This window comes from Herbidospora sp. NBRC 101105 (genome assembly GCF_030269205.1).
Classification (GTDB): domain Bacteria; phylum Actinomycetota; class Actinomycetes; order Streptosporangiales; family Streptosporangiaceae; genus Herbidospora; species Herbidospora solisilvae.
In genome coordinates this window covers 1,465,513-1,486,706 of record NZ_BSSX01000001.1, presented here as the reverse complement: position 1 = coordinate 1,486,706, position 21,194 = coordinate 1,465,513, and the positions used below count along the sequence as shown (strand labels likewise).

Annotated in this window: 17 protein-coding genes; 11 read left to right on the top strand and 6 right to left on the bottom strand. The window is 73.0% G+C overall.

The window, feature by feature from the left end; translation table 11 throughout:
- The first annotated feature begins 115 nt into the window (after positions 1-115).
- The gene (locus QSK34_RS06550; protein WP_202609542.1) at positions 116-748 is read left to right on the top strand and encodes a TetR/AcrR family transcriptional regulator; all 633 of its coding nucleotides are present in this window, start codon (positions 116-118) and stop codon (positions 746-748) included.
- A gap of 124 nt (positions 749-872) precedes the next feature.
- On the opposite strand, the gene QSK34_RS06545 is transcribed toward QSK34_RS06550, so the two are convergent.
- On the bottom strand, positions 873-1,220 hold the full coding sequence (locus tag QSK34_RS06545) for an MmcQ/YjbR family DNA-binding protein (protein WP_285581011.1): 348 nt from the start codon (positions 1,218-1,220) through the stop codon (positions 873-875).
- A 164-nt stretch (positions 1,221-1,384) separates the two neighbouring features.
- On the opposite strand from QSK34_RS06545, the gene QSK34_RS06540 reads away from it, so the two are divergent.
- The 3 genes from QSK34_RS06540 to QSK34_RS06530 all read left to right on the top strand — a co-directional run bounded on the left by QSK34_RS06540 (position 1,385) and on the right by QSK34_RS06530 (position 4,076).
- On the top strand, positions 1,385-2,131 hold the full coding sequence (locus QSK34_RS06540; RefSeq protein WP_285581009.1) for a lytic polysaccharide monooxygenase: 747 nt from the start codon (positions 1,385-1,387) through the stop codon (positions 2,129-2,131).
- A 68-nt stretch (positions 2,132-2,199) separates the two neighbouring features.
- Positions 2,200-2,727 carry a DUF305 domain-containing protein gene (locus QSK34_RS06535; protein ID WP_285581007.1) on the top strand — a complete coding sequence of 176 codons (528 nt, stop codon included), beginning with the start codon at positions 2,200-2,202 and terminating at the stop codon, positions 2,725-2,727.
- A gap of 35 nt (positions 2,728-2,762) precedes the next feature.
- Positions 2,763-4,076, top strand: a complete 1,314-nt coding sequence (locus QSK34_RS06530) for a phytase (protein ID WP_285581005.1) — start codon at positions 2,763-2,765, stop codon at positions 4,074-4,076.
- A gap of 4 nt (positions 4,077-4,080) precedes the next feature.
- Here the strand turns inward: QSK34_RS06530 and QSK34_RS06525 are convergent, their stop codons facing one another.
- Both QSK34_RS06525 and QSK34_RS06520 read right to left on the bottom strand, forming a co-directional pair.
- Positions 4,081-7,092, bottom strand: coding sequence for an AfsR/SARP family transcriptional regulator (locus tag QSK34_RS06525; protein ID WP_285581003.1), 3,012 nt, complete (start codon positions 7,090-7,092; stop codon positions 4,081-4,083).
- A gap of 135 nt (positions 7,093-7,227) precedes the next feature.
- The gene (locus QSK34_RS06520) at positions 7,228-13,368 is read right to left on the bottom strand and encodes a phospholipase A2 (RefSeq protein WP_285581001.1); all 6,141 of its coding nucleotides are present in this window, start codon (positions 13,366-13,368) and stop codon (positions 7,228-7,230) included.
- 134 nt (positions 13,369-13,502) lie between these two features.
- Between QSK34_RS06520 and QSK34_RS06515 the strand changes: the two genes are divergently transcribed.
- Entirely contained in the window at positions 13,503-14,933 is a 1,431-nt protein-coding gene (locus tag QSK34_RS06515) for an MFS transporter (RefSeq protein WP_285580999.1), read from the top strand.
- Positions 14,934-14,943: 10 nt separating this feature from the next.
- Here QSK34_RS06515 and QSK34_RS06510 read toward each other — a convergent pair whose 3' ends face one another.
- Positions 14,944-15,348 carry a hypothetical protein gene (locus tag QSK34_RS06510; protein ID WP_285580998.1) on the bottom strand — a complete coding sequence of 135 codons (405 nt, stop codon included), beginning with the start codon at positions 15,346-15,348 and terminating at the stop codon, positions 14,944-14,946.
- A gap of 52 nt (positions 15,349-15,400) precedes the next feature.
- Here QSK34_RS06510 and QSK34_RS06505 point away from each other — a divergent pair, with 52 nt between their 5' ends.
- The 3 genes from QSK34_RS06505 (at position 15,401) to QSK34_RS06495 (ending at position 17,781) form a co-directional block, all read left to right on the top strand.
- The gene (locus QSK34_RS06505) at positions 15,401-16,084 is read left to right on the top strand and encodes a response regulator transcription factor (RefSeq protein ID WP_161478090.1); all 684 of its coding nucleotides are present in this window, start codon (positions 15,401-15,403) and stop codon (positions 16,082-16,084) included.
- A complete protein-coding gene (locus QSK34_RS06500; protein ID WP_285580994.1) occupies positions 16,081-17,337 on the top strand; it encodes a sensor histidine kinase in 1,257 nt (418 codons plus the stop codon). The genes QSK34_RS06505 and QSK34_RS06500 overlap by 4 nt, the downstream gene beginning before the upstream one ends.
- A 78-nt stretch (positions 17,338-17,415) precedes the next feature.
- On the top strand, positions 17,416-17,781 hold the full coding sequence (locus QSK34_RS06495) for a PepSY domain-containing protein (protein WP_285580992.1): 366 nt from the start codon (positions 17,416-17,418) through the stop codon (positions 17,779-17,781).
- Between the two features lie 53 nt (positions 17,782-17,834).
- On the opposite strand, the gene QSK34_RS06490 is transcribed toward QSK34_RS06495, so the two are convergent.
- Positions 17,835-18,638, bottom strand: a complete 804-nt coding sequence (locus QSK34_RS06490; RefSeq protein WP_285580990.1) for an SAM-dependent methyltransferase — start codon at positions 18,636-18,638, stop codon at positions 17,835-17,837.
- 102 nt (positions 18,639-18,740) lie between these two features.
- Between QSK34_RS06490 and QSK34_RS06485 the strand changes: the two genes are divergently transcribed.
- From QSK34_RS06485 to QSK34_RS06475, 3 genes are read left to right on the top strand one after another with little or no spacing between them, the layout of a single operon-like run.
- Positions 18,741-19,271: a hypothetical protein gene (locus QSK34_RS06485; RefSeq protein ID WP_285580988.1), complete on the top strand. Its 531-nt coding sequence runs from the start codon at positions 18,741-18,743 to the stop codon at positions 19,269-19,271.
- Positions 19,272-19,302: 31 nt separating this feature from the next.
- On the top strand, positions 19,303-19,830 hold the full coding sequence (locus QSK34_RS06480) for an RNA polymerase sigma factor (protein WP_285580986.1): 528 nt from the start codon (positions 19,303-19,305) through the stop codon (positions 19,828-19,830).
- Entirely contained in the window at positions 19,827-20,579 is a 753-nt protein-coding gene (locus QSK34_RS06475) for a hypothetical protein (protein WP_285580984.1), read from the top strand. The genes QSK34_RS06480 and QSK34_RS06475 overlap by 4 nt, the downstream gene beginning before the upstream one ends.
- Positions 20,580-20,583: 4 nt before the next feature.
- On the opposite strand, the gene QSK34_RS06470 is transcribed toward QSK34_RS06475, so the two are convergent.
- On the bottom strand, positions 20,584-21,183 hold the full coding sequence (locus QSK34_RS06470) for an MBL fold metallo-hydrolase (protein ID WP_285580982.1): 600 nt from the start codon (positions 21,181-21,183) through the stop codon (positions 20,584-20,586).
- Positions 21,184-21,194: the final 11 nt, after the last annotated feature.

Below are 21,194 nucleotides of genomic sequence, written 5' to 3'. Positions count from 1 at the left end.
CAGCGGAATCGTCAATTTGACTGAAACGCCGTTCATCTCACCGCCCCGACTGCTCGGCGACAGCCGCCCGGGAACCGGGTTCGGCCGGATTTCCCGCGGTTAGCCTGCTGACCTTGTGAGCACCGACCCCGGCATGCCCGTTCCGGGACCCGGCCGTCCGCGCGACGCCCAGGTCGACCGGAAGGCCCTCAGAGCGGCGCTGGCCCTGTACGCCGAGCTGGGCTGGGCGAAGTTCACGCTCGACGCGGTCGCCCGCCGGGCCGGCATCGGCAAGGCCGCCCTCTACCGGCGCTGGCCCAGCCGCGAGAAGCTCATCGCCGACGCCATCGAGTCGGCCCTGGTGGTGCCGTCGTTCGACATCGACACCGGCACCCTGCGCCAGGACCTGCGGGAGCTCATCGGCTCGATGCTCGCCCACTACCTGGGCCCCTACGGCCTGGCGGGGCTGCGGCTGCACGTCGAGGCGCGGGCGTATCCCGAGCTGTTCTCCCCGGTGACGGGCGTGATCAGGAAGTCGCGGGTGCTGGAGGCGCGGCAGATGATCCGCCGCGCCATCGCCCGGGGCGAGCTGGGCCCCGAGGCGTCGCCCACCCTGATCCTCGACACGCTGCTGGGCGCGGTGCTCCAGCACGTGCTGGCCACGCCGGAGGAGCTCCGGGAGGACATGCGCGCCCAGGCCCCCGCCTACGCCGACCGGCTGATCGACTTCGTCCTGACGGCGGCGACCACCCTCTATCCCCCGGACTGAACGCGGTCGTACCGCTCGTCGGTGAGTCACGGATCGGCGGCGCGCAGGTTCTCGGCGAGGTGGACCTTCGCGCCCGGGACGGCGAGCGTGTTCCCCTTCTCGACAGCCCACTGCGGTGGGATGGTCATGCCGGGTCTCCCAGGTGTTCGCGGGCCACCTTCTTGGGGACGCACATGCGCCAGGCGTCGACGACCAGTTCCGCCATCTCCTCCGGGTCGAGGCGGTCGAGGCGGCACTCCACCCACTGGTAGCGCAGGTCGGCCGGTCCCGGCAGGAAGAAGGTCTCGGGCCGGGCCGCGACGAGGGCGGCGCGCTCCTCCTTGGGGAAGCCGAAGCCCATCGTGGTCTCGTCGCGGGAGAAGGCGACGTAGACGATCCGCCCGACGCGGAACTTGACCCGGTCGCGGATCAGGTGCTCGGTGGTGCGCGGCAGGGCCAGCGCGACCCGGCGTACGTCGTCGACTCCGACCATCGGGAACCTCCTTGAACGCGAGCGTCCAGGGCACCGTATCTGGGTGTACCGACAACTGAATCGCGAAGTTGACCAAGGCCCTGACAGGAGGCTCGTCACACCATTTACTCTTAGGAAACTTTCTTTTACATTGCTCGGAAGCCCCCCAGGAAGGAGAGCTTCACATGAGAAAAACGATCTTGTCGATCGTCACGGCCCTGGCGGCCGTGGCTTCGACGCTGGTCGTGCTCACCGGTCCCGCCCACGCCCACGGCTACATCTCCTCGCCGCCGAGCCGGCAGGCGAACTGCGCCCAGGGCCGGGTGGCCAACTGCGGTCCGATCGTCTACGAACCGCAGTCGGTCGAGGGCCCCAAGGGCCAGCGCAACTGTCACGGCGGTCTCTCGCAGTTCGCCCAGCTGAGCGACGAGAGCAAGCCGTGGCCCGCGACCTCCGTCGGGCAGAACGTGACCTTCAACTGGGTCCTGACCGCCCGCCACGCGACCAGCACGTGGGAGTACTTCATCGGCAACACCCGGGTCGCCGTCTTCAACGACGGCGGACGCCAGCCGGGTGCGACGGTCTCGCACAACGTCAACCTCGGCGGCTTCTCCGGACGCCAGCGCCTGCTGGCCGTCTGGAACATCGCCGACACCCCGATGGCCTTCTACAGCTGCGTCGACCTCCAGATCGGCGGTGGCGGCAACCCCAACCCGCAGCCGTCCCCGACGCCGACCGTGACCCCCCGTCCGCCGTCGCCCACGCCCACCGTCACCCCGCCCCCGGCGGGTGGCACGTGGCGCACCGGCACCTACTACGCCACCGGTTCGACCGTGACCTACGGCGGCGCCACCTACCGCTGCCTCCAGGCGCACACCTCGCTCGCCGGCTGGGAGCCGCCGAACGTGCCCGCGCTCTGGGCCCGCGTGTAGTCCTCTGAAGACCGCCGGCACGGCGCAGTCCGCGCGCCGTGCCGGCTCCGAACAACAATGAGGGAGCCATGAAGCGTCTGGCAATCGTCCTCGCCCTCGTGGCCGGATGTTCCGCCCCGGCCGAGCCCGCGTTCAACGCCGCCGACGTGATGTTCCTGCAGATGATGATCCCGCACCACGAGCAGGGCATACGGATGGCGGAGATCGCCGAGGAGCGGGCCGCGCGCCCCGAGGTGAAGGCCCTGGCGTCGGCGATCCGGGCCACCCAGTCGGACGAGGCCAAGACCATGACGACCCGCCTGACCCGGTGGGAGCAGCCGATGGAGGCGCCCCCCGGCTCCCACGACGCCCACGGCGGCCTGCACGAGACCCGCCCCTCCGACATCCTGTCGCTGGAGAGGGTGCCGGGCGACCAGTTCGACACCAGCTTCCTGAACCTGCTCACGGGCCACCAGCACAACGCCGTCGACATGGCCCGCACCGAGGTGAAGACGGGCCTGGACGCCTCGACGAAGGACCTGGCCAAACGCATCGAGGAGTCGCGCAACGCGCAGATCCAGGAGATGCTCCGGCTCCTGGCGGCCCCCCAGGGTTAACCTGCCCGACAGATCGGTCCGGCAGCCTCACACGCGTGAACAGCACCTCCAAAGCCGCGCTCGCCGCCGGCGTCCTCGCCACCGTCCTGCTGTCCGCCCTCCCCGCCTCGGCGGAGGGCCCCGCGGTCGTGACGACCGACAACGAGACCCCCGTCCTGTACGACGACGACCAGGGCGGCAACGCCTCCGGCGACGACCCCGCGATCTGGGTCCACCCGCGCGACTCCCGCAAGTCGATCGTGATCGTGACCGCCAAGGAGGGCGGCCTGCGCGTCTACGACCTGGAGTCACGGGAGCGTCAGTCGCTGAAGGCGACCAGGGCCCCGCGGCGGGACGGCGTCGAGGGCCGCTACAACAACGTCGACATCGCCTACGGCGTGCCGCTCGGCGGCCGGAAGGTCGACGTGGCGGTCGTGTCCGACCGCTACAACGACCAGATCCGCTTCTTCGCCATCGACCCCTCGGCGGCCGAGCCGCTGCGCGAGGTGACCGCGCCCGACCAGCCCTTCCTGTTCAGCCCCGACCGGGAGACGGTGGACGAGGAGCACACCGCCTACGGCCTGGCCGTCCACCAGCCCCGTCCCGGCGAGGCCTACGCGGTGGTCACCCAGGAGGGCGCGACGACCCTGGCGACCGCCCGGATCGTCGAGAAGGACGGCAGGCTCGGCTACGCCGACGTCGAGAAGCTGACCATGCCGTCCGAGTTCCCGCTGCCGAACGGGAAGACCTGGAAGCCCTGCGAGGAGCCCGGGGTGCTCCCCCACTTCGAGGGCCTGGCCGTCGACCAGCGTTCGGGTGTCCTGTACGCCGCCCAGGAGGACGTCGGCCTGTGGCGGGTGCCGCTCCCCCTCGGTTCCCGGAAGCCGACCCTCGTCGACAAGGTGACCGACTTCGGCGTCGAGGACGTCTACGACGAGGAGACCGAGGAGTGCGAGCCGGTCGACCCGAAGGCCCCGGGCTTCGGCGGCGACCGCCTCACCGCCGACGCGGAGGGCGTCGACGTCTACTACGCGGGCGGCGCGACCGGCTACGTCATCGTCTCCAGCCAGGGCGACGACACCTTCTCCGTCTACGACCGCCAGGGCACGAACCGGCCGCTGGGCACCTTCCGCGTCAAGGGCGTCAAGGGCGTGGACGACGTCAACGGCTCCGACGGCCTCACGGTGACCAACCGCCCGGTCGGCAGGTTCACCAAGGGGCTCCTGGTCACCCACGACGAGCCCGACACGGGCGCGAACGTGGACGGGGAGCGCGACGCGACCAACTTCTCCTACGTCTCGTGGGGCGACGTGGCCCGCGCGCTGAACCTGAAGGTCAGCACGAAGGCGGGCAACGACCCCCGGTTCTGACGCTTCAGCCGGGCAGGCCGATCTGCTCGCGGCCCTTCCGCTTCAGCGCCTCGGCCTCCTCGCGGGCGAGCTTCTCCTCCGCCGGCCGTCCGGCCGCGGCGTAGGCCTCGGCCAGGCTGTCGAGGGCCGCGGCGATGAAGGCCTGCCAGCCGCGCACCCGCCACAGGCGCACCGACTCCTCCAGATGCGTGACGGCGTCGTCGACCCGGCCCTCGGCCACGTCGACCTCGCCGAGCACCCACAGGGCGTCGGCGCGGTGGTGGGCCAGCCGGTGGTTGCGGCACAACTCCTCGGCGGCCTCGGCCGCGCCGCGGGCCCTCGGGTCGCCGGCCACCGCGTAGAGACGGGCCAGGGCGACCATGCCGGTGGCGTCGACCAGGGCGTCGCCGAAACGGCGGTCGGTCATGGCGCGGCTCAGGTAGGCCATGCCCTGGTCGTACTGGCGCAGGTGGGCGTGGGCCAGGCCGAGGAACTGGAGCGCGGTCGCCTCGAACCGCGCGTTGCCCACCCGTTCGGCCAGCTCCAGGCCCTTGTGCAGGTGCACGATCGCCATGTCGAGGTCGGACAACCCGTAGGTCACGGCCATGCAGACGTGGGCGCGGGCCTGGCCGCTCAGGTGGCCCGCCCCCTCGGCCAGGCGCAGGGCGGTCCGGCCGGATTCCAGGCCCTGGGCCAGGGCGCCCCGGGCGGCCTCGCCCCAGGCCCGCATCACGTGGGCGTCGGCCAGCCCGCGGTCCTCGCCGACCTCGGTGAACAGCGGGATGAGCTGCTCGGCGCCGTCGTAGTGGGCGGCCATCGCCTCGTTGTCCATCCAGCTCGTCGCCGAGATGAGGCCGCGCAGCACGGTCGCCTCGCCGAGCCGGTCGCCCGCCGCCCGGCAGGCCTCCAACAGCGGCTCGTGCATCGTGCGCCAGTCGTCGAACCGGCCGCGCACGTCGAGGTAGCGCTCCAGGGAGCAGGCGGTGTCCCAGGCCACGGCGGTCAGGCCCAGCGTGCACGCCTGCCGGACGGCGGCGACCAGGGCGGCCCGTTCGGCGTCGAACCAGGCGAGCGGGTCGTGGCCGGCCAGCGGCTCCCACGGCTCCGCGGGCGCCTCGTCAGGGGGCCGCCAGCGGGGCGCGTCGCCGTGGATGATGGCCAGCGAGGTGCCGTGCACCCGTTCGGTGGCGTGTTCCGCCAGGGCGAGCCAGCCGCCGAAGGCGCGGGCCAGCGCCGCCAGCACGGCGGCGTCGTCGTCCTCCAGGGCGCCGCGCTCGCGGGCGTACAGGCGCACCAGGTCGTGGAAGCGGTAGCGGGACTGCCCGGCCGCGTCGGCGCCGCTGATGAGGAGGAGCTGGCGGTCCACCAGGGACTCGACGAGCTCCTCCCCCGCCGCCAGCGGCAGGTCGAGCAGGGCGGCGGCGGTCCAGGCGGCGAAGTCGGGGGCGTCCAGGGCGCCGAGCAGGCGGAAGGCCCTGCGGGTGGCCGGGTCGAGGCCGAGGTAGCTGAGCGCCAGGCTCGCCCGCACCGCCAGGTCTCCGGTGGCGAACTGGTCGAGCCGCCGCCGTTCGTCGGTGAGCTGGCCGGCCAGCCGCTTGAGCGGCCAGTTGGGGCGCACCGCCAGGCGCGCCCCGGCGACCCGGACGGCCAGCGGGATGCGGTCGGACAGGCGGGCGATCTCGGCGGCGGCCTCGGGTTCGGCGGCCACCCGCCCGGCCCCGGCGATCCGCGAGAGCAGTTGCACGGCCTGGGCGGGCAGCAGCACCGACAACTCGATGAGCGTCGCCCCGGACAGGCCGGTCAGCCGGGTCCGGCTGGTGACGATGACGGCGCAGCCCGACGAACCGGGCAGCAGCGGGCGCACCTGCCGCTCGGAGGCGGCGTTGTCGAGCACGATCAGCATCCGGCGGTCGGCGACCTGGCTGCGGAAGCAGGCCGCGCGTTCCTCCGTGGTCTCCGGCATCGCGGTCCGGGGCACGCCCAGCGCGGTCAGGAAGGAGGCCAGCACCTGCCCGGGGTCGGCGGGCGTCGGCTCGACGCCGTGCAGGTTCACGTGGAGCTGGCCGTCGGGGTAGTCGCGGGCGATGCGGTGGGCGGCGTGCACGGCCAGCGTCGTCTTGCCGACCCCGCCCATGCCCGCGATCACGCACACCCGGACGTGCCCCGGGCCGGCGGGCGGGGGGCCGCCCAGCAGGGTGGTGATCCGGCCGAGCTGGTCGTCGCGGCCGGTGAAGTCGGAGATGTCGGCCGGGAGCTGCGCGGGCGTGGCCTCGCGCGGCGGGGGCGGCGGCGCGGCCGGGTCGTCCGGGAGGGTGCCGGTGAGGATCGCCTGGTGGAGGTCGCGCAGCTCGTCGCCGGGGTCGAGGCCGAGCTCGGTGGCGAACACCCGGCGCGCGTCGTGGAAGACGGCCAGCGCCTCGGCCTGCCGGCCCGACCGGGCCAGGGCCGTCATGAGCTGGGCGCGCGGGTGCTCCCGGAGCGGCTGCTCGTCGACGAGCGCGGTCAGCTCCGGCACGAGCGCCGACGACAGGCCGCGCGCGAGGTCGGCGTCGACGCGGTTCTCCAGCGCGGTGAGGCGCTCCTCCTCCAGCCGCCGCGCGTGCTCGCGCAGCCCGTCGGTGACGTTGAGGCCGTCGTAGACCGGACCGCGCCACAGCTCCAGCGCCCGCGCGAGCACCGCCGAGGCCTCCTCGTGGTCACCGGCGGCCAGGAGGGCGCGGCCCCGCCGGGCCAGGGTCTCGAACACCTCCGCGTCGAGTTCCCCCGGATGGACGGTGAGCGTCCAGCCGGTGCCGGTGCGGGTGACGCGGTCCTGGCCGAGCACCCGGCGCAGCTGGTGCGCGTACAGCCGCAGGTTGTCGGCGGCGGTGCGGGGCGGACGCTGTCCCCAGAGCGCTTCGACCAGGACGTCGGCGGACACCGGGCGACCGGCGCGGCAGAGCAGTTCGGCCAGCATGACGCACTGCTTGCCGGCGCTCAGCGTCAGCACCCCGGCGTCGTCCGACACGCGGAGCGGCCCCAGGACGGCGAATTCCATCAGGCTCCAGTGGAACGGCGATCACGATGATCAAAGCCGCTCAAATGTGCACGATGGAGTCACAACCGTCAACCCATGGGTCAGAAAGACACCGGCGGGAACCGTGGGACGGTCCCCGCCGGGATCACCGGTCCGTCACACCCGGCCCCCGTAGAAGACGGCCAGGTAGTAGGTGGTGGCGAGGTTGCGGCAGGTGCCGCGCTTCCACCAGGCGTACGCCGGGCAGACGCCGTTCCAGAGCACGTTGTAGAAGACGGCGTCGGCCTGGTACTTGCTGGAGATGTAGCCCATCCTCCGCAGGGCGTATCCGTAGTCGTGCATCATGCAGGCCTGCCGGAAGTCGAATCCCAGCGGGCGGTCGGGGCTGCTGGTGCAGTAGTCGTACAGGATGCCGCGCACCCACCAGCCCCGGGGGGTCTTCACCCAGCGCACGGTGCGCCAGCTCCCGTGGTACCAGGCGCGGGTGACGCCGCAGTGGTTGAAGGCGAAGTGCGAGAAGGTGCGGCACCAGTACCACTTGCGGCCGTCGAGGTCGGCGTTGGACGTCGGCGCCTGGGCGGCGTAGTCGTAGGCGTTGGCGCTGCCCCCCTCGACCGGGTCGGTCTGCAGGAACCGGCCGAGTCTGGGCTGGTAGAGCCGCACGCCCATGAGGATCGTGCCGTCGGGGGTGTCGGTGACCCGCTCGGCGGCGCCGTGCCAGCCGTAGCGGCCGGCCGGCTGGCCCGGTCGCGGGTTGCCGAACTCGTCGAAGTCGAGCGCCAGCGGCACGCCGGTCGTCAGGTCGAGCACGACGTTGATGTCGTCGTGCAGGTTGGTGAGCTGGAGCCGGATCTCGCCGGTGGCGGAGGTGACCGCCGCCAGGCCGCCCGACACCGAGTGCACGTTCCGGCTGACCCGCCCGGTGGCGACGTCCTCCACCACCCAGGCGGGGGTGTCGTCGTCGGCGTCGAAGTGCTCGACGCGCCGGGCCGTGGCGGCCCAGGTCCCGCCGGTGCGCACCTCGGTCAGGGTGCTGTTGCGGCGGAGCTGGGGGTCCAGCGTGTACGACTGCCGCGTGTCCCCCGACGTCATCGCCTTGACCAGGTCGGTCGCGTAGTAGTCGACGGCCAGGCCGTCGGGGGTGGAGACGGTGCGGCCGAAGGCGTCGTACACGTAGCCCTGGTCGACGAGCCGGTCGCCGGTGTCGTAGGCGTGGGTGCGGGTGGTGGCCCCGCCGCCGTCGCAGCCGCCGCTGGTGAGCGAGGTGCGGTTGGAGTTGGCGTCGTAGCCGTAGGCGCGGCGGGTGCAGACGCCGCCGACGGTGTCGTCGACGGAGGAGATGCGCCCGATCTTGTCGTAGCCGACGATCTGCGCCGACAGGCCGGTGCGGGTGAGCTGCTGGCCGTGGATCGACCAGGTGACCGCGTCGTCCAGGAGCTTCACCCCGGCGGCGTTCTGGTAGACGCGCCGGGTCGGCGCGCCGGTCGGGTCCTTGCCGACCGTGTACGACACGCCGCCCGGCAGCTGCTCGGCGACGATGCCGCCCTCGGCGTCGTAGGTCGCGGTGAAGCGCCCGGCGACCGAGTCGGTCATCGCGGTGAGCAGGCCGCGGGGGTCGGCGTCGAGGTCGTACTCGTAGGTCATCGTGGACGGGGCGCCGTCGGTCTTCCTGATCACCCGGTCGAGGGCGTCGTACTCGACCCGGGTGACGCCGCCGTCGGCGTCGGTGTAGGAGGTCTGCCGGCCCAGGGCGTCGTACTCCCGCGTGATGGACGCGCCGGTGGAGGCGGTGGTCCTGGTCAGCCGGCCGGCCGCGTCGTAGCTGTTGGTGACGACGGGCACGGCCGTGCCGAGGCCCCCGGTGACCGTGGTGGTGAGCACCTGGCCGGCCGTGTCGTAGGTGGTGGCGGTGGTGCGGGTGACGCCGTTGGCCGTCTCGGTGACCGAGGCGACCCGGCCGCCCTCCTCGTAGGCGTACACCTTCGTGACCAGCTCGGACGGGTTGGAGCCGCCGCCCGAGACGTGCTGCTTGGCCTGGGTGCGGCAGAGCAGGCCGGCCCATTCCGGTCTGCCGCCGCAGGCGCCGGAGCCGTCGGCGGTGTAGTAGGCGCTGGTGGTGGTGCCCGCGTCGTCTCCGGACGACTTCGGCATGGTGGCGCTGACGACCCGGCCGTCGGCGTCGTACCCGGTGGTCCGGGTGACGGCCAGGCCGCCCGGATCGGTCACCGTCCTGACCACCTTGCCGGTGGCCCAGTCGTAGAAGGTCCGGGTGAGGCGCACGTCGGCGTCCGCGCCGCCGCCGGGCGACCACGCGCCGACCGCGGTGGTGGTGACCAGGCCGGAGACCTTGGCGTCGGCGGGCCGGCCCTCGTCGAGCGTGTTGACCTGGTGCTTGCGGGCGGGGGTCGGGACGCCGTTCAGCCGCACCAGGTGCAGCGGGCCGAACTCGCCCAGCATGCGCTGGCCGTCGGCGGAGTACACGGTCTCCTCCGACAGCAGCCGGGCCCGCTCGGCGGTCGAGCTGTTGATCAGGCCCAGCCGGGTCAGCTCCTCGGCCGCGCCGGGTCCCTGGCCGAAGGCCAGCGCCCGGTTGCCCGCCGACAGGGTGGACACGGTGTTGCCGTGGGCGTCGTACTGGCTGGCCGACAGGCCGCCGCCGGGTTCGGCCCGGTTGACGGTCGCGCCGTTGGCGTTCAGGTAGGTGACGGTGGCCCGGCCGTAGTCGGAGGCGGCCAGCCCGCCGCGCCCGGTGTGGTTGGCGGGCACCTGGTCGGGCGGGAAGATCGCGGTGGCGTCGGACGGCGGGTCGGCCTGGCCCCACGTCAGCGTGGCGGCGGGCGAGAGGTTGTAGGGCGCGCCGCCGCCGCTGGTCGGCACGTCGTACACCACCGAGGTGACGGCGGTGCCGTTGGTCTCGCTCAGGGTGCCGGGGCGCAGGGTCGGCCGCGAGACGGCCAGCAGCATGCCGTCGGCGGCGGTGTCGGCGTTCCCGGCCCGGCCGTAGGTGAGGGTCCACGGCAGCTCACCGGGCGGGGTGAAGCGGTTGACCCGGCCGCCGAGGTCGTAGTCGTAGCGGGTCTTCACGGCGGGGGTGGCGGGGTCCCAGCGCTCCCGGAGCCGGCCGAGGTCGTCGTAGCGGTACTCGGACAGGCCGCGCGGCGCGGCGACGCCGCCCTCCCACAGGCTGATCTGCTTGACCTGCCCGGCGACGTCGCCGAGCTGGGCGCCCGCCGTCGTCGTGGTGGCGTAGGTGACCACGATCAGGCGGCAGCCCTCGGGCAGGGCGGCCAGGGTGGCGACGTCGCAGTCGCTCGGCGAGGCGACCGACCAGGCGGGGGCGATGATCCTGGTGGGCCGGGCGAGCCGGGCGCCGTCGGCGCCGGTCACCGGCTCCCAGACGAAGACGGTGCCGCCCTTGCCGCCGGCCGGGTAGACCGCCCGTACCAGATAGGCGTCGTTGACCTTGGCGAACACGGTGCGGTCGGCGGTGGTGGAGTCGGTCAGGGTGTAGCGGTCGGCCGCCGCGTCGTAGGTCAGCCGGAGGTTGCCGGCGTCCGACTGCGGCGTCCAGGAACCGTCGGTGTTCTTCGTGAAGCCGACCGAGGCGCCGTCGCCGGTGATCTCCACCGAGGTGGCGGAGGTGGCGTGCAGTTCGGTGAAGGTGCCGTCGCCCGACTGGGCCAGGCCGTTCGGCGTCCACTCGGCGCCGAAGATGGGCGCCACGCCCGGCAGGGACGAGCCCTTGCGCGGGTCGCGCGAGGAGAAGGAGCGCATCAGGCCGACGCCGAACATGCTGGCGTCGGTGGTGGTCATCCGGAAGTCGCCGTTGAGCAGGTTGACCGTGCCGGGGCCGATCGGGCCGGTGGTGGCGCCCTCGGCGTCGCGGTCGACGGTCAGGTCCACCTTCGCGGAGGCGGCGGTGCCGCCCGAGGTGGTGAACTCGGCGCGGATCTCGATCGCGCCGTCCTCGGTCAGCGTGCGGGTGACGTCCCAGACCAGGTCGGGCGAGACCCCGGCGGTCATGGCCACCGGCCAGGTGACCGCCGCGCCGTCGGAGCGGCGGCGCACGTCGGCGGCGGGCACCTGGTGCCAGTCGTCGGCCTCGCCGCGCCGGTAGGAGAAGGAGACGGCGGTGACGCCGGCGCTGCCGGCGGCGGCCAGCACGGTGCGCCGCGCCGTGGAGCTCGCGTCCTGCGGCGAGGTCACCGCGAACCTGCCCACGCCGAAGTCGTACTGGGCGGGCTCCGACAGGTTGCCGGCCTTGTCCTTCACCCAGGCCCGCAGGGTGTGCGGCCCGTCGGTGGCGGGCGTCCAGGTGACCGTGTGGGCGCTCCCCGTGTTCGCCGCCGACTGCTGGGCGCCGCCGTCGAACGACCAGAGCACGGCCGACACGTCGGTTCCCGCCGGGGTGACGGTGAACGTGCCGGCCTGCCCGGCGCCCTTCGACCACGTGCCGGCCGGGTAGTCGGCCGAGGCGACCTCGGGGCTGTCGGGCGCGGCGGCGTCGACGGTGAAGGCGAACCAGGCCGACCACGCGCCGTAGGCGGTGCCGTCGTAGGTGCGCACCCGCCAGTTGTAGGAGGTGTTGGCGAGCGGGGTGGCGACCCGCCAGGTGCCGGTGCCGTTGTTGGCGACGCCCGACACCGAGCCGCCGGTGATCTTGGTGGCCTTGGTGGAGTTCCACACCTCGAAGTCGGCCCGCTGCGCCGTGCCGTCGGCGTCGGAGACCTTCGCCGACAGGGTCGGCTGCGCCGCCCCCACCAGGGCCGGGCTGGAGCAGGTGGAGCAGGGCGCCACCGCCAGGGCGGTGGGCGTGCCCGGGAGCGTGTTGTAGGTGATGGAGATGTTCGGGTTGTTGGCGAACCGCTTCCAGTAGGTGTTGTCGGTCTCGCTGGACGCCTTGACCATGAACGTCACCGAGGTGCCGCCCGCGTCCATGACGCCCTGGAGGGCCGAGGCCACGTTCCAGCCGACCCACGCCGCCGGGCAGCTCGACGGCCCGCCCTGGCCGCTCGACGACCAGCCGTGCGCGACGTTCTTCGCGCCGATCGACAGGTTCGAGGCCGGCTGGTTGTTCCAGTTGGTCGACGACGACACCGCGGCGGTCCGGTGCAGCTCCACGTTCCGGGCCGAGCACGACCAGGCCCAGTGCTCGTAGAGGTTGAACGTGGCGGACACGATCTGCTTGCGGGTGCCCATGCCCGACAGGTTCATGTTGAAGAAGGAGCGCCGCTTCATGCCGCCGGAGTCGGAGGTGCCCGACGTGGCGTCGTTGGAGCTGTTCCAGTAGGTGCTGGTCGGGTAGCGGGAGTCGACGTACGTCCAGGCCGACTTGGCGGCGGTGAAGCTCGGGTCGATCGTCACCGGGAAGACGGTGGCCGGGTCGGCCAGCAGCGCCGCGTCGGGGGTGATCGTGATCGCGTCCCGGCCGACCTTGACGCCCATCGTGGCGCGTCTGCCCGGATCGAGCGCCTCGGCGACGGTCTTCGAGGCGGCGGCCGGGGTCTTCCTGGCCGCGTTCTCGGCGGCGGCGTCCCACATCTCGTTGGCGACGGCGGCGAAGACCGGTTCGTCCTTCTCGTCGACGACGGTGAGGTTGCCGTGCCGGTCGGCCTTCAGCGCGCCCTTGTCGACGTCGGCGCCGAAGGTGAGCGACCTCAGCCGCGGGTCGGCGGCGGCCCGCCGGTTCTTGACCATCAGCTTCTGGGCGAAGCCGTCGACGTCGGCGGTGAGCACCAGGTCGACGCCGGGCAGCACTTCGGGATAGGTCGCGGTCGCCCCGGACACCACCGGCTTCGGCAACGTGCCGAGCGGGGAGCCGAGCGTGAACTCCACGCCCTCGCGGGCGGCCCGCACCAGGGGCCCGTCCCCGCCGCCGGAGAACCCGTAGGACACCGAGGCGGCCTTCGGGACGACCGTGCCGTCGGCGGCCGTGACGAGCGTCGCGTCGGCCGGCACCCAGGCGTCGTCGCGCCTGACCCGGACCGGGCGGTAGCGGTGCTCAAGGGTGAGCGTGCCGTCGGGGTTGACGAAGTACTCGTCGTTCTCCGTGGTCATCTGCGCGGCCCTGACACGCCTGCCGCAGACCTGCGCGGCCAGCCGCGCGGCGATCTCGGTCGGCATCTCCTCGGGGCAGGTCACCGCCGGGGCTCTCACGGGGGCCTGGACGGGCGGCGTGACCGCCTTCGCCGGGACCGAGGCGAACAGACTGGATAACAGAGCAAGCGAGATCATGGCGGGTAGTGCGGCGCCCTGCCGCCGTTCGCGCAACACCGTCGGGCCTCCGAGAAGAGTCATCCGGCTTATCAGGGGCCAGCCTCGTGAGCCGCTGTATAGCGCCCGTATAAACGGCGTTGATGATCACGGCCAGCGAGCCGCAAAGACCTGTCGCGGGTCACATCCCGGCAGCTCAGGCCGGGTAGTCCCTGCGGATGGCGACCTGTGCGAGGCCCGGCGTCGTGCTGGCCATCTGCTGTGTGAGCGTGTTCATCGTCGGCATGGACAGCAGCATCCTCAACGTCGCCCTGCCCTCGATCAAGCAGGCCTTCGACGCGAACATCTCCGGCGCGCAGTGGACCCTCGACGCCTACACGCTGACCCTCGCCTCGTTCCTGATGTTGTCGGCCTCGACGGCCGACCGGATCGGCCGGCGCAAGGTGTTCCAGACGGGCCTGGTGGTCTTCACCGCCGGTTCGCTGCTGTGCAGCCTGGCGCCCACCCTGGAGACGCTGACCGTGTTCCGGGCCCTGCAGGCCGTCGGGGGCAGCATGCTCAACCCGGTCGCCATGTCGATCATCACCAACACGTTCACCGAGCCCCGGGAGAGGGCCAGGGCCATCGGCGTCTGGGGCGGCGTGGTCGGCGTCAGCGTCGCGGCCGGGCCGCTCATCGGGGGCGCGCTGGTCGAGTTCGTCGGCTGGCGGTCGGTGTTCTGGGTGAACGTCCCGATCGGGATCGCCGCCTTCGTGCTCGCCAAGCTGCACGTCCCGGAGTCGAGGGCGCCGCACCCCAGGAAGATCGACCCGGCCGGGCAGATCCTCGTCATCGGGACCGTGTTCCTGCTGACGTTCGGCATCATCGAGGCCCCGAACACCGGCTGGGGGTCACCGCAGACCGTGCTCTCCCTGCTCGGCTCGGCGGTCTGCCTCGGCGCGCTCATCGTGGTCGAGCGGCACCGGCCGGAGCCGCTGATCGACGTCAGGTTCTTCAAGGCCCCGCCGTTCGCGGGGGCCACCGGGATCGCCCTGCTCATGTACACCGCGCAGGGCGGCTTCCTGATCGTCAACACGCTCTACCTGCAGGTCGTCAAAGGCCTCTCCCCCTTCGAGGCGGGCCTGTCGATCCTGCCGATGCCCCTGCTGCAGGCGCTGACCGGGCCGATCTCCGGACGGGTCGTCGGCCGGTACGGGCCCCGGCCCTCCATCGTGCTCGGCACCGCCGGGAGCATCAGCGCCGGGCTGCTCGCCGCCGTCCCGGCCGACCTGCCCACCGGGGCCCGCATGTACCTCTGCTACGCCCTCATGGGCTTCGGGCTCGGCTGGCTGAACGCCGCGATCACCACGACGGCCGTCTCCGGCATGCCGAACGCGCAGGCCGGCGTGGCCGCGAGCATCGTGTCGACCATGCGGCAGACGGGCGTCACGCTGGGAGTGGCCGTCGTCGGCAGCGTCGTCGCCTCGCACGTCACGGTGCTGGCGGCGGGTCCGGGCTTCACGGCCGCCTACCGGATCAGTTGGGCGATCATCATCGCCTGCGGGGCGCTGGTGCTCACCATCGGGCTGGTCACGACCGGGCGGTGGGCGCAGCGGGCGGTCTACAAGCAGGTGCACAAACATCCCCTGGAGAAGATGTGGCATCCGTAGGCGCCACCCGCTAGTCGTCGGTGCCGCGCACGACCGAGGCGACCGGGCCGGGGCAGCGGACCGTCACGGTGGTCGTGCGGTCGTCGGCCGACTCGAAGGTCACCGCGGCAGAGGGGGCCGGGCCCCGCTCGACGTCCTCCACGCTGTGGTTCTGCGCCGGCGTCCACGACAGCAGGACCGCCCGGCCGCCGGAGCAGGCGGCGGTGAGCGAGCCCTCGGGGTAGGCGAAGCTGCTGCCCGCCCGCAGGGTCACGCCCGGGGGCGGGGGCGGCTGCGCCGAGGCGGTGGCGAGCGCCTCCTGCACCTGGGCCTCGGTCAGGGCCCCGCCGGGGGCGATGAGCGAGACCGCCCACGTGCCCGCCGACGTGGCGCAGGCCGCCGCCAGGAGCCACGCCGCCAGTCCCGCTCCGCGCATCGTCCGCCTTTCTCGGGGAACCTCGCAAGGTAGTACCCAGAAAGGCGGACAGGTGGCACACCTGCTTCTCGTGGAGGACGACCCCCAGGTCAGAGCGGCCCTCACCCGGGCGCTGACCGGTCTCGGGCACGCCGTCAGCTCGGCGCCCCAGGGCATGGAGGGGCTGACGCGGGCCCTGGAGGAGCGGCCCGACCTCGTCGTGCTCGACCTCGGGCTGCCCGACGTCGACGGCTGCGAGGTGCTGCGCATGTTGCGGGCGGTCAGCACGATCCCGGTGATCGTGGCGACGGCCCGCGACGCCGAGCCGCAGATCGTCAAGGCGCTCGACGCGGGCGCCGACGACTATGTGGTGAAGCCGTTCGGCGCGGCGCAGCTCGACGCCCGGGTGCGGGCGGTGCTGCGGCGCGGCCGGGAGCAGGGCGAGCCGGAGGTGATCGTGGTCGGCGGCCTGCGGGTCGAACCGGCGGCGCGCGAGGCGTGGCTCGACGAACGCCGGCTCGACCTCACGCCGAAGGAGTTCGACCTGCTGCACTACCTCGCCGCGCGGGCCGGGCAGGTGGTGCAGAAGCGGGAACTGCTGGCCGAGGTGTGGCGGATGGCCTGGGGCGGCGGCGACAAGACGGTCGACGTCCACCTGTCGTGGTTGCGCCGCAAGCTCGGCGAGACCGCGCAGCGGCCGCGTTACCTGCACGCCGTGCACGGGGTCGGCGTGAAGATCGTCGACCCGGGCCGATGAGGCGGCGGCTGGCGTCGCTGGCGCTGGCGACGACCTCGCTGGTGCTGGTGGCGTTCCTGGTCCCGCTGGCCGTGCTGGTGCAGGCGCTGGCCGCCGAACGGGCCACCGGGACGGCGGCGGCGTGGGCCGGGTCGGTCGCGGCGACGGCCGCGCTCGGCGACCGCGACGCGCTGGCCGCCGCCATCGCGCAGGCGAAGGGCGCGGGCGTGCCGGTGACGGTGTTCCTGCCCGGCGACCGCTTCGTGGGCGAGCCCGCGGCGGCCGGGCCGGGTGTGCGGCTGGCGCGGCTCGGCCGCAGCCTCACCGTCGACACGCCGCAGGGCCGCGAGGTGCTGGTCGCGGTGCAGGGCGACGGGACGACGGTGGTCCGGGCGCTGGTCCCGCCCGAGCGGCTGCGCGAGGGGGTGACGCGCACCTGGCTGGTGCTCGGCCTGATCGGCCTGGCGCTGCTGGCCCTGGGGGCGCTGGTGGCCGACCGGCTGGCCCGGTCGCTGATCGGCCCGGTGGCCGAGGCGGCGGGCGTGTCGCGGCGGCTGGCGGGCGGCGACCTGGCCGCGCGGGTGACCCCCGACGGGCCGCCGGAGATCCGCGACGTCGGCACCGCCCTCAACCAGCTCGCCGGGCGCATCGACGGCCTGCTGCGGCGGGAACGCGAGTCGGTCGCCGACCTGTCCCACCGGCTGCGCACCCCGGTGACGGCGCTGCGGCTGGAGGTCGACGCGATGCGCGACCGCGAGGACGCCGCCCGCGTCGGCGCGGCCGTCGCCAGCGTCGAACGCATGGTCACCCAGGTCATCACCGAGGCCCGCCGGTCGGGCGCGGAACGCGGGCCGGGCTGCGACGCGGCGGAGGTGGTGGCCGAGCGGGTCGCGTTCTGGTCGGCCCTGGCCGACGACCAGAACCGCCGCCGTTCGGTACGGCTCGCGCCGGGCCCCCTGCCCGTCCCGGTCCGCGCCGAAGACCTGGCCGCGCTCGTCGACCTGCTGCTGGAGAACGTGTTCGCGCACACCCCCGAAGGCACCGCGTTCGCCGTCGACCTCACCGCGCGGCCCGGCGGCGCGCGGCTGACCGTGAGCGACGAGGGGCCCGGTTTCCCCGGCTCCGACCTGGTCGAACGGGGTGTCAGCGGGGCGGGGTCGACCGGGCTGGGGCTGGACATCGCCCGGCGGACGGCCGAGGAGTCGGGCGGGAGCCTGCGCGTGCGGAACGGGCCGGCGGGCGCCGAGGTGATCGTCGACTTCGGAAATCCTTAGGAAACCCGCAGGGTGCCGATAGGCCGCACTCCCCGATGGTGGAGGAACAAGCGCGAAACCATCAGAAGGAGACGAGATATGCGCAGGAAGACCGCCATCGCCACCGGTGTCCTCGCCGCCGCCCTGGCCGCCGGCGTCGCCGGGGTGGGGATCGCGTCGGCCGACAGCGACAACGGCACCGAGACCCCCGACAAGGCCCCCGCCAGGCCGACGGTGCTCGTCGACGCCGCTCAGCGGACCGCGGTCGGGCAGGTCGCCGGTGGATGGGTCGTCTCGTCCGATCTCGAGGGCACGACGTGGGAGATCGAGGTGGCCGGCACCGACGGGACCGTGAAGGAGGTCTACGTCGACGCGGCCAAGGGCACGGTCGTCCAGGCCCCCGCGGACGAGGCCGACGACGCCGCCGATGACGCCGACGACGCGAACGACGCCGACGACGACTGACACCGCGGAACGCCGACTACGGCGGCCGGCCCGGTCCGGCCGCCGTCACGGCGTCACGGCTTGCGGGCCACGCCGCCGAAGGAGTCGATGGGACGCTCGTACTCGGTCGGGTGCCACTGCGACAGCGGGACCAGACCGGGCTCGACGAACTCCAGCCCGTCGAAGACCGACTTGAGCTCCTCGACGGTGCGCAGGTAGTAGGGCACACCGCCCGACTCCACCAGCTTGTCGGCCCCGTCGCCGATCTCGTCGCCCTCGGAGCTGTCCCAGAAGATCATGTAGCTGCCCGACGGGACGTGGGCCATGACGCGGTCGACGATCGACTTCAGCTCGTCGAGCTTCTCGACGTAGCCGAGCACGCCCATGAACATGACGCAGATCGGCTTGGTGAAGTCGAGCACGTTCTTCGCGTCGGCGACGATCAGCTCGGGGTCGTGGTAGTCGGCCTCGACGTAGGTCGTCACGCCCTGGGGGGTGGTGTTGACCAGCAGGGCGCGGGCGTGCACCAGGACCATGGGGTCGTTGTCGACGTACACGATCCGGGCGTCGGGGTGCACCGACTGGGCGACCTCGTGGGTGTTCTGCATGGTGGGCAGCCCGGTGCCGATGTCGAGGAACTGCTTGACGCCGCCCTCCTCGGCCACCCACCTGACGGCGCGGATGAGGAACTTCCGCGACTGCTTGGCCATCGTGACGATGTCGGGGTAGACCGACGCGACCGCGTCGCCCGCCTGGCGGTCGGCGGCGTAGTTGTCCTTGCCGCCCATCCAGTAGTTCCAGATGCGCGCCGCGTGCGGCGTGCTCGTATTCAGCCTGGCCGCGTAGTCGGCACGCGGATTCGTGTATTCGTCGGCCATTTCGGCTCCCTGTACGGAAAAGTCCGGGACGTCAAGATCATACTTTCTGGGGCAAAGTACGTTACAAGACCAGTACAAGTCGTCCCCGACAAACTGGGCCACATGAGTGAGATCGCCGACGTCCTCAACGGAGTCACCCCCGGCCGCCGCGGCCCCGGACCCATCGGGAAGTTCATCCTGATCCTGTGCTGGCTCGCCGTCTGCGGCATGTCGATCTACGGCTCGGTGCCCTCGCTGCTGCTGGCCACCGGCCAGGCCGGCACCCCCGGCACACTGACCGTGACGTCGTGCGTGACCCTGGGCCAGGGCCGCTACGACTGCGACGGGACCTTCGTCCCCGCCTCCGGCGGCCCGGCGGTCGCGGTCGACACCTCCCCCGACTCCGAGGCCGGCGAGGTCACGCCCGCCCAGCTCACCCCTGAGGGCGACCGCGCGGTGCCGAGCGGGACCAAGGGGATCCTGGCCGCGCTGAGCCTGGCCGGGGTCGGGATCGGCGGGCTGGGATACCTGCCCTACGTGCTGGTGTACTGGGCCCGGCTGCCCGGCCGCCGCGTCGCGGCGGTGGCCGGCGCGGTCATATCCGTGGCCGGGCTGCTGCTGGCGATCGCGGGAGTCACGGCGTCCGTCCTGTAACTACTTGCGGGGTCCGGACACTTACCTCATCGTGACGGCATTCGACGAGTTCTACCTGACCCATTACCCGGCGGTGATGGGCTACATCAGGCGCCGCACGGCGTTACCCGACGACGCCGCCGACGCGATCGCCGAGACCTTCGCCACCGCCTGGCGCAGACGCGACGCGATCCCCGCCGAGGCCCGCCTGTGGTTGTTCGGGGTGGCCCGCCGGGTGCTGGCCAACCAGCGTAGGGCCGACCACCGGCACACCGCCCTGGCCGAACGGCTGCGCGACGAACTGGCGACCCGGCCCCACACGGAGCCCGACGGCGACCCCGACGCCGTGCGCGCCGCCTTCGCGCGGCTCAGCGACTTCGACCGCGAGGTGCTCTCCCTGGCCGGATGGGAGGGCCTGACCACCGCCGAGATCGCGACGGTGCTCGGCTGCCCGCAGGGGGTCGCCCGGGTGCGCCTCCACCGCGCCAGGAAACGCCTCGCCCGGCTGCTCGCCGCGGCCGACCTCGACCTGTCCCGGTACGGCTCCCGCGCCGGATCCCTCGCGAAAGGACGCCCATGAACGTCGACGAGATGGTGGCGCGGATCAACCCGGCGCGTGCCGACGCCCCGATCACGCCAGGCGCGCGCGCGCTGCTGGAGGCCGTCAAGACGCTCCCCACGCCGAGACGCCGCCGCACCCGGGTGGCCGTGCCGCTCGCCGCCGCCACCGCCGCGGCCGTCACCTGGGCGGCGTGGCCCAGCCCGGCGGCGGCCCTCGACATCCGCCGCGACGGCGACTCCTACGTGCTCACCGTCAACGATCTGACCGCCGACCCCGAGACCTACGGGAACCTGCTGCGCGGCGTCGGCCTCGACGTGACCCTGCGGACGGTCCCGGCCGCGCCCAGCCTCGTCGGCACCGCGATCCCCGTCGGCGGACAGGTCGGCCTCCTCACCAAGGAGGGCGACTGCGCCCTCACCGACTGCGTCGTCGCCCTGCGCATCAAGGCGGGGCAACCGGGCGAGATCGACATCAGGCTCGGCCGGGAGGCCGCCGCCGGGGAGCGTTATGCCATGCCCGGCCAGATCGACGCCCCCGGCGAGCCGCTGCACTGCGTCGACTTCCGCCGCCTGCGCTTCGGCGCGGTCAAGGCGCTGCTCGCGGAGAAGGGCGTCACCGACGTGACGGCCGCCGGCGGCGGCGCCGAGGACGACTGGTTCGTCCACGACGGCGTCATGTGGGCGGCCGACACGGCGCTGCTGCTGGCCGGGCCGACCGCGGACGTGCCGCAGGACGTCGGCCCGGTGAACACCCGGGGTCTGTGCTGACCCGTCAGAGGCGTTCGGCCCCGATCGTGGTGTCGGGGCCGTGGCCCGTCTTCACGACCGTCTCCGGAGGCAACGTCAGCAGCCTCTCCCTGATCGAGGCCACGATCGTGTCGTAGTCGGAGAACGACCGCCCCGTCGCCCCCGGCCCGCCCTGGAACAGGGTGTCGCCCGTGAACACGACCCCCAGGTCAGACGCATAAAAGCAGCACGCCCCCGGCGCGTGGCCCGGCGTGTGCAGGACCGTCAGCGTCGTGCCGCCCACCTCGATCGTCTGCCCGTCGGCCAGTTCGCCGTCGGGGCCGCGGTCGGAGTGGGTGAGCCGCCACACCGGCAGGTCGTCGGGGTGCAGCAGGATCGGCGCGCCCGTCGCGTCGGCCAGGGCGGGGGCCTGCCGGACGTGGTCGTCGTGGGCGTGGGTGGCCAGGATCGCCTTCACGCGGCGGCCCGCGACCACCTTCAGGATCGCGTCGACGTCGTGGGGAGCGTCGAACACGACGCACTCGGCGTCGTCGCCGAGCACCCACACGTTGTTGTCGACGTCGAAGGTCTGGCCGTCGAGGCTGAAGGTGCCCGAGGTGACGGCGTGGTCGATCCGGGTCACCATGACCATCCAGG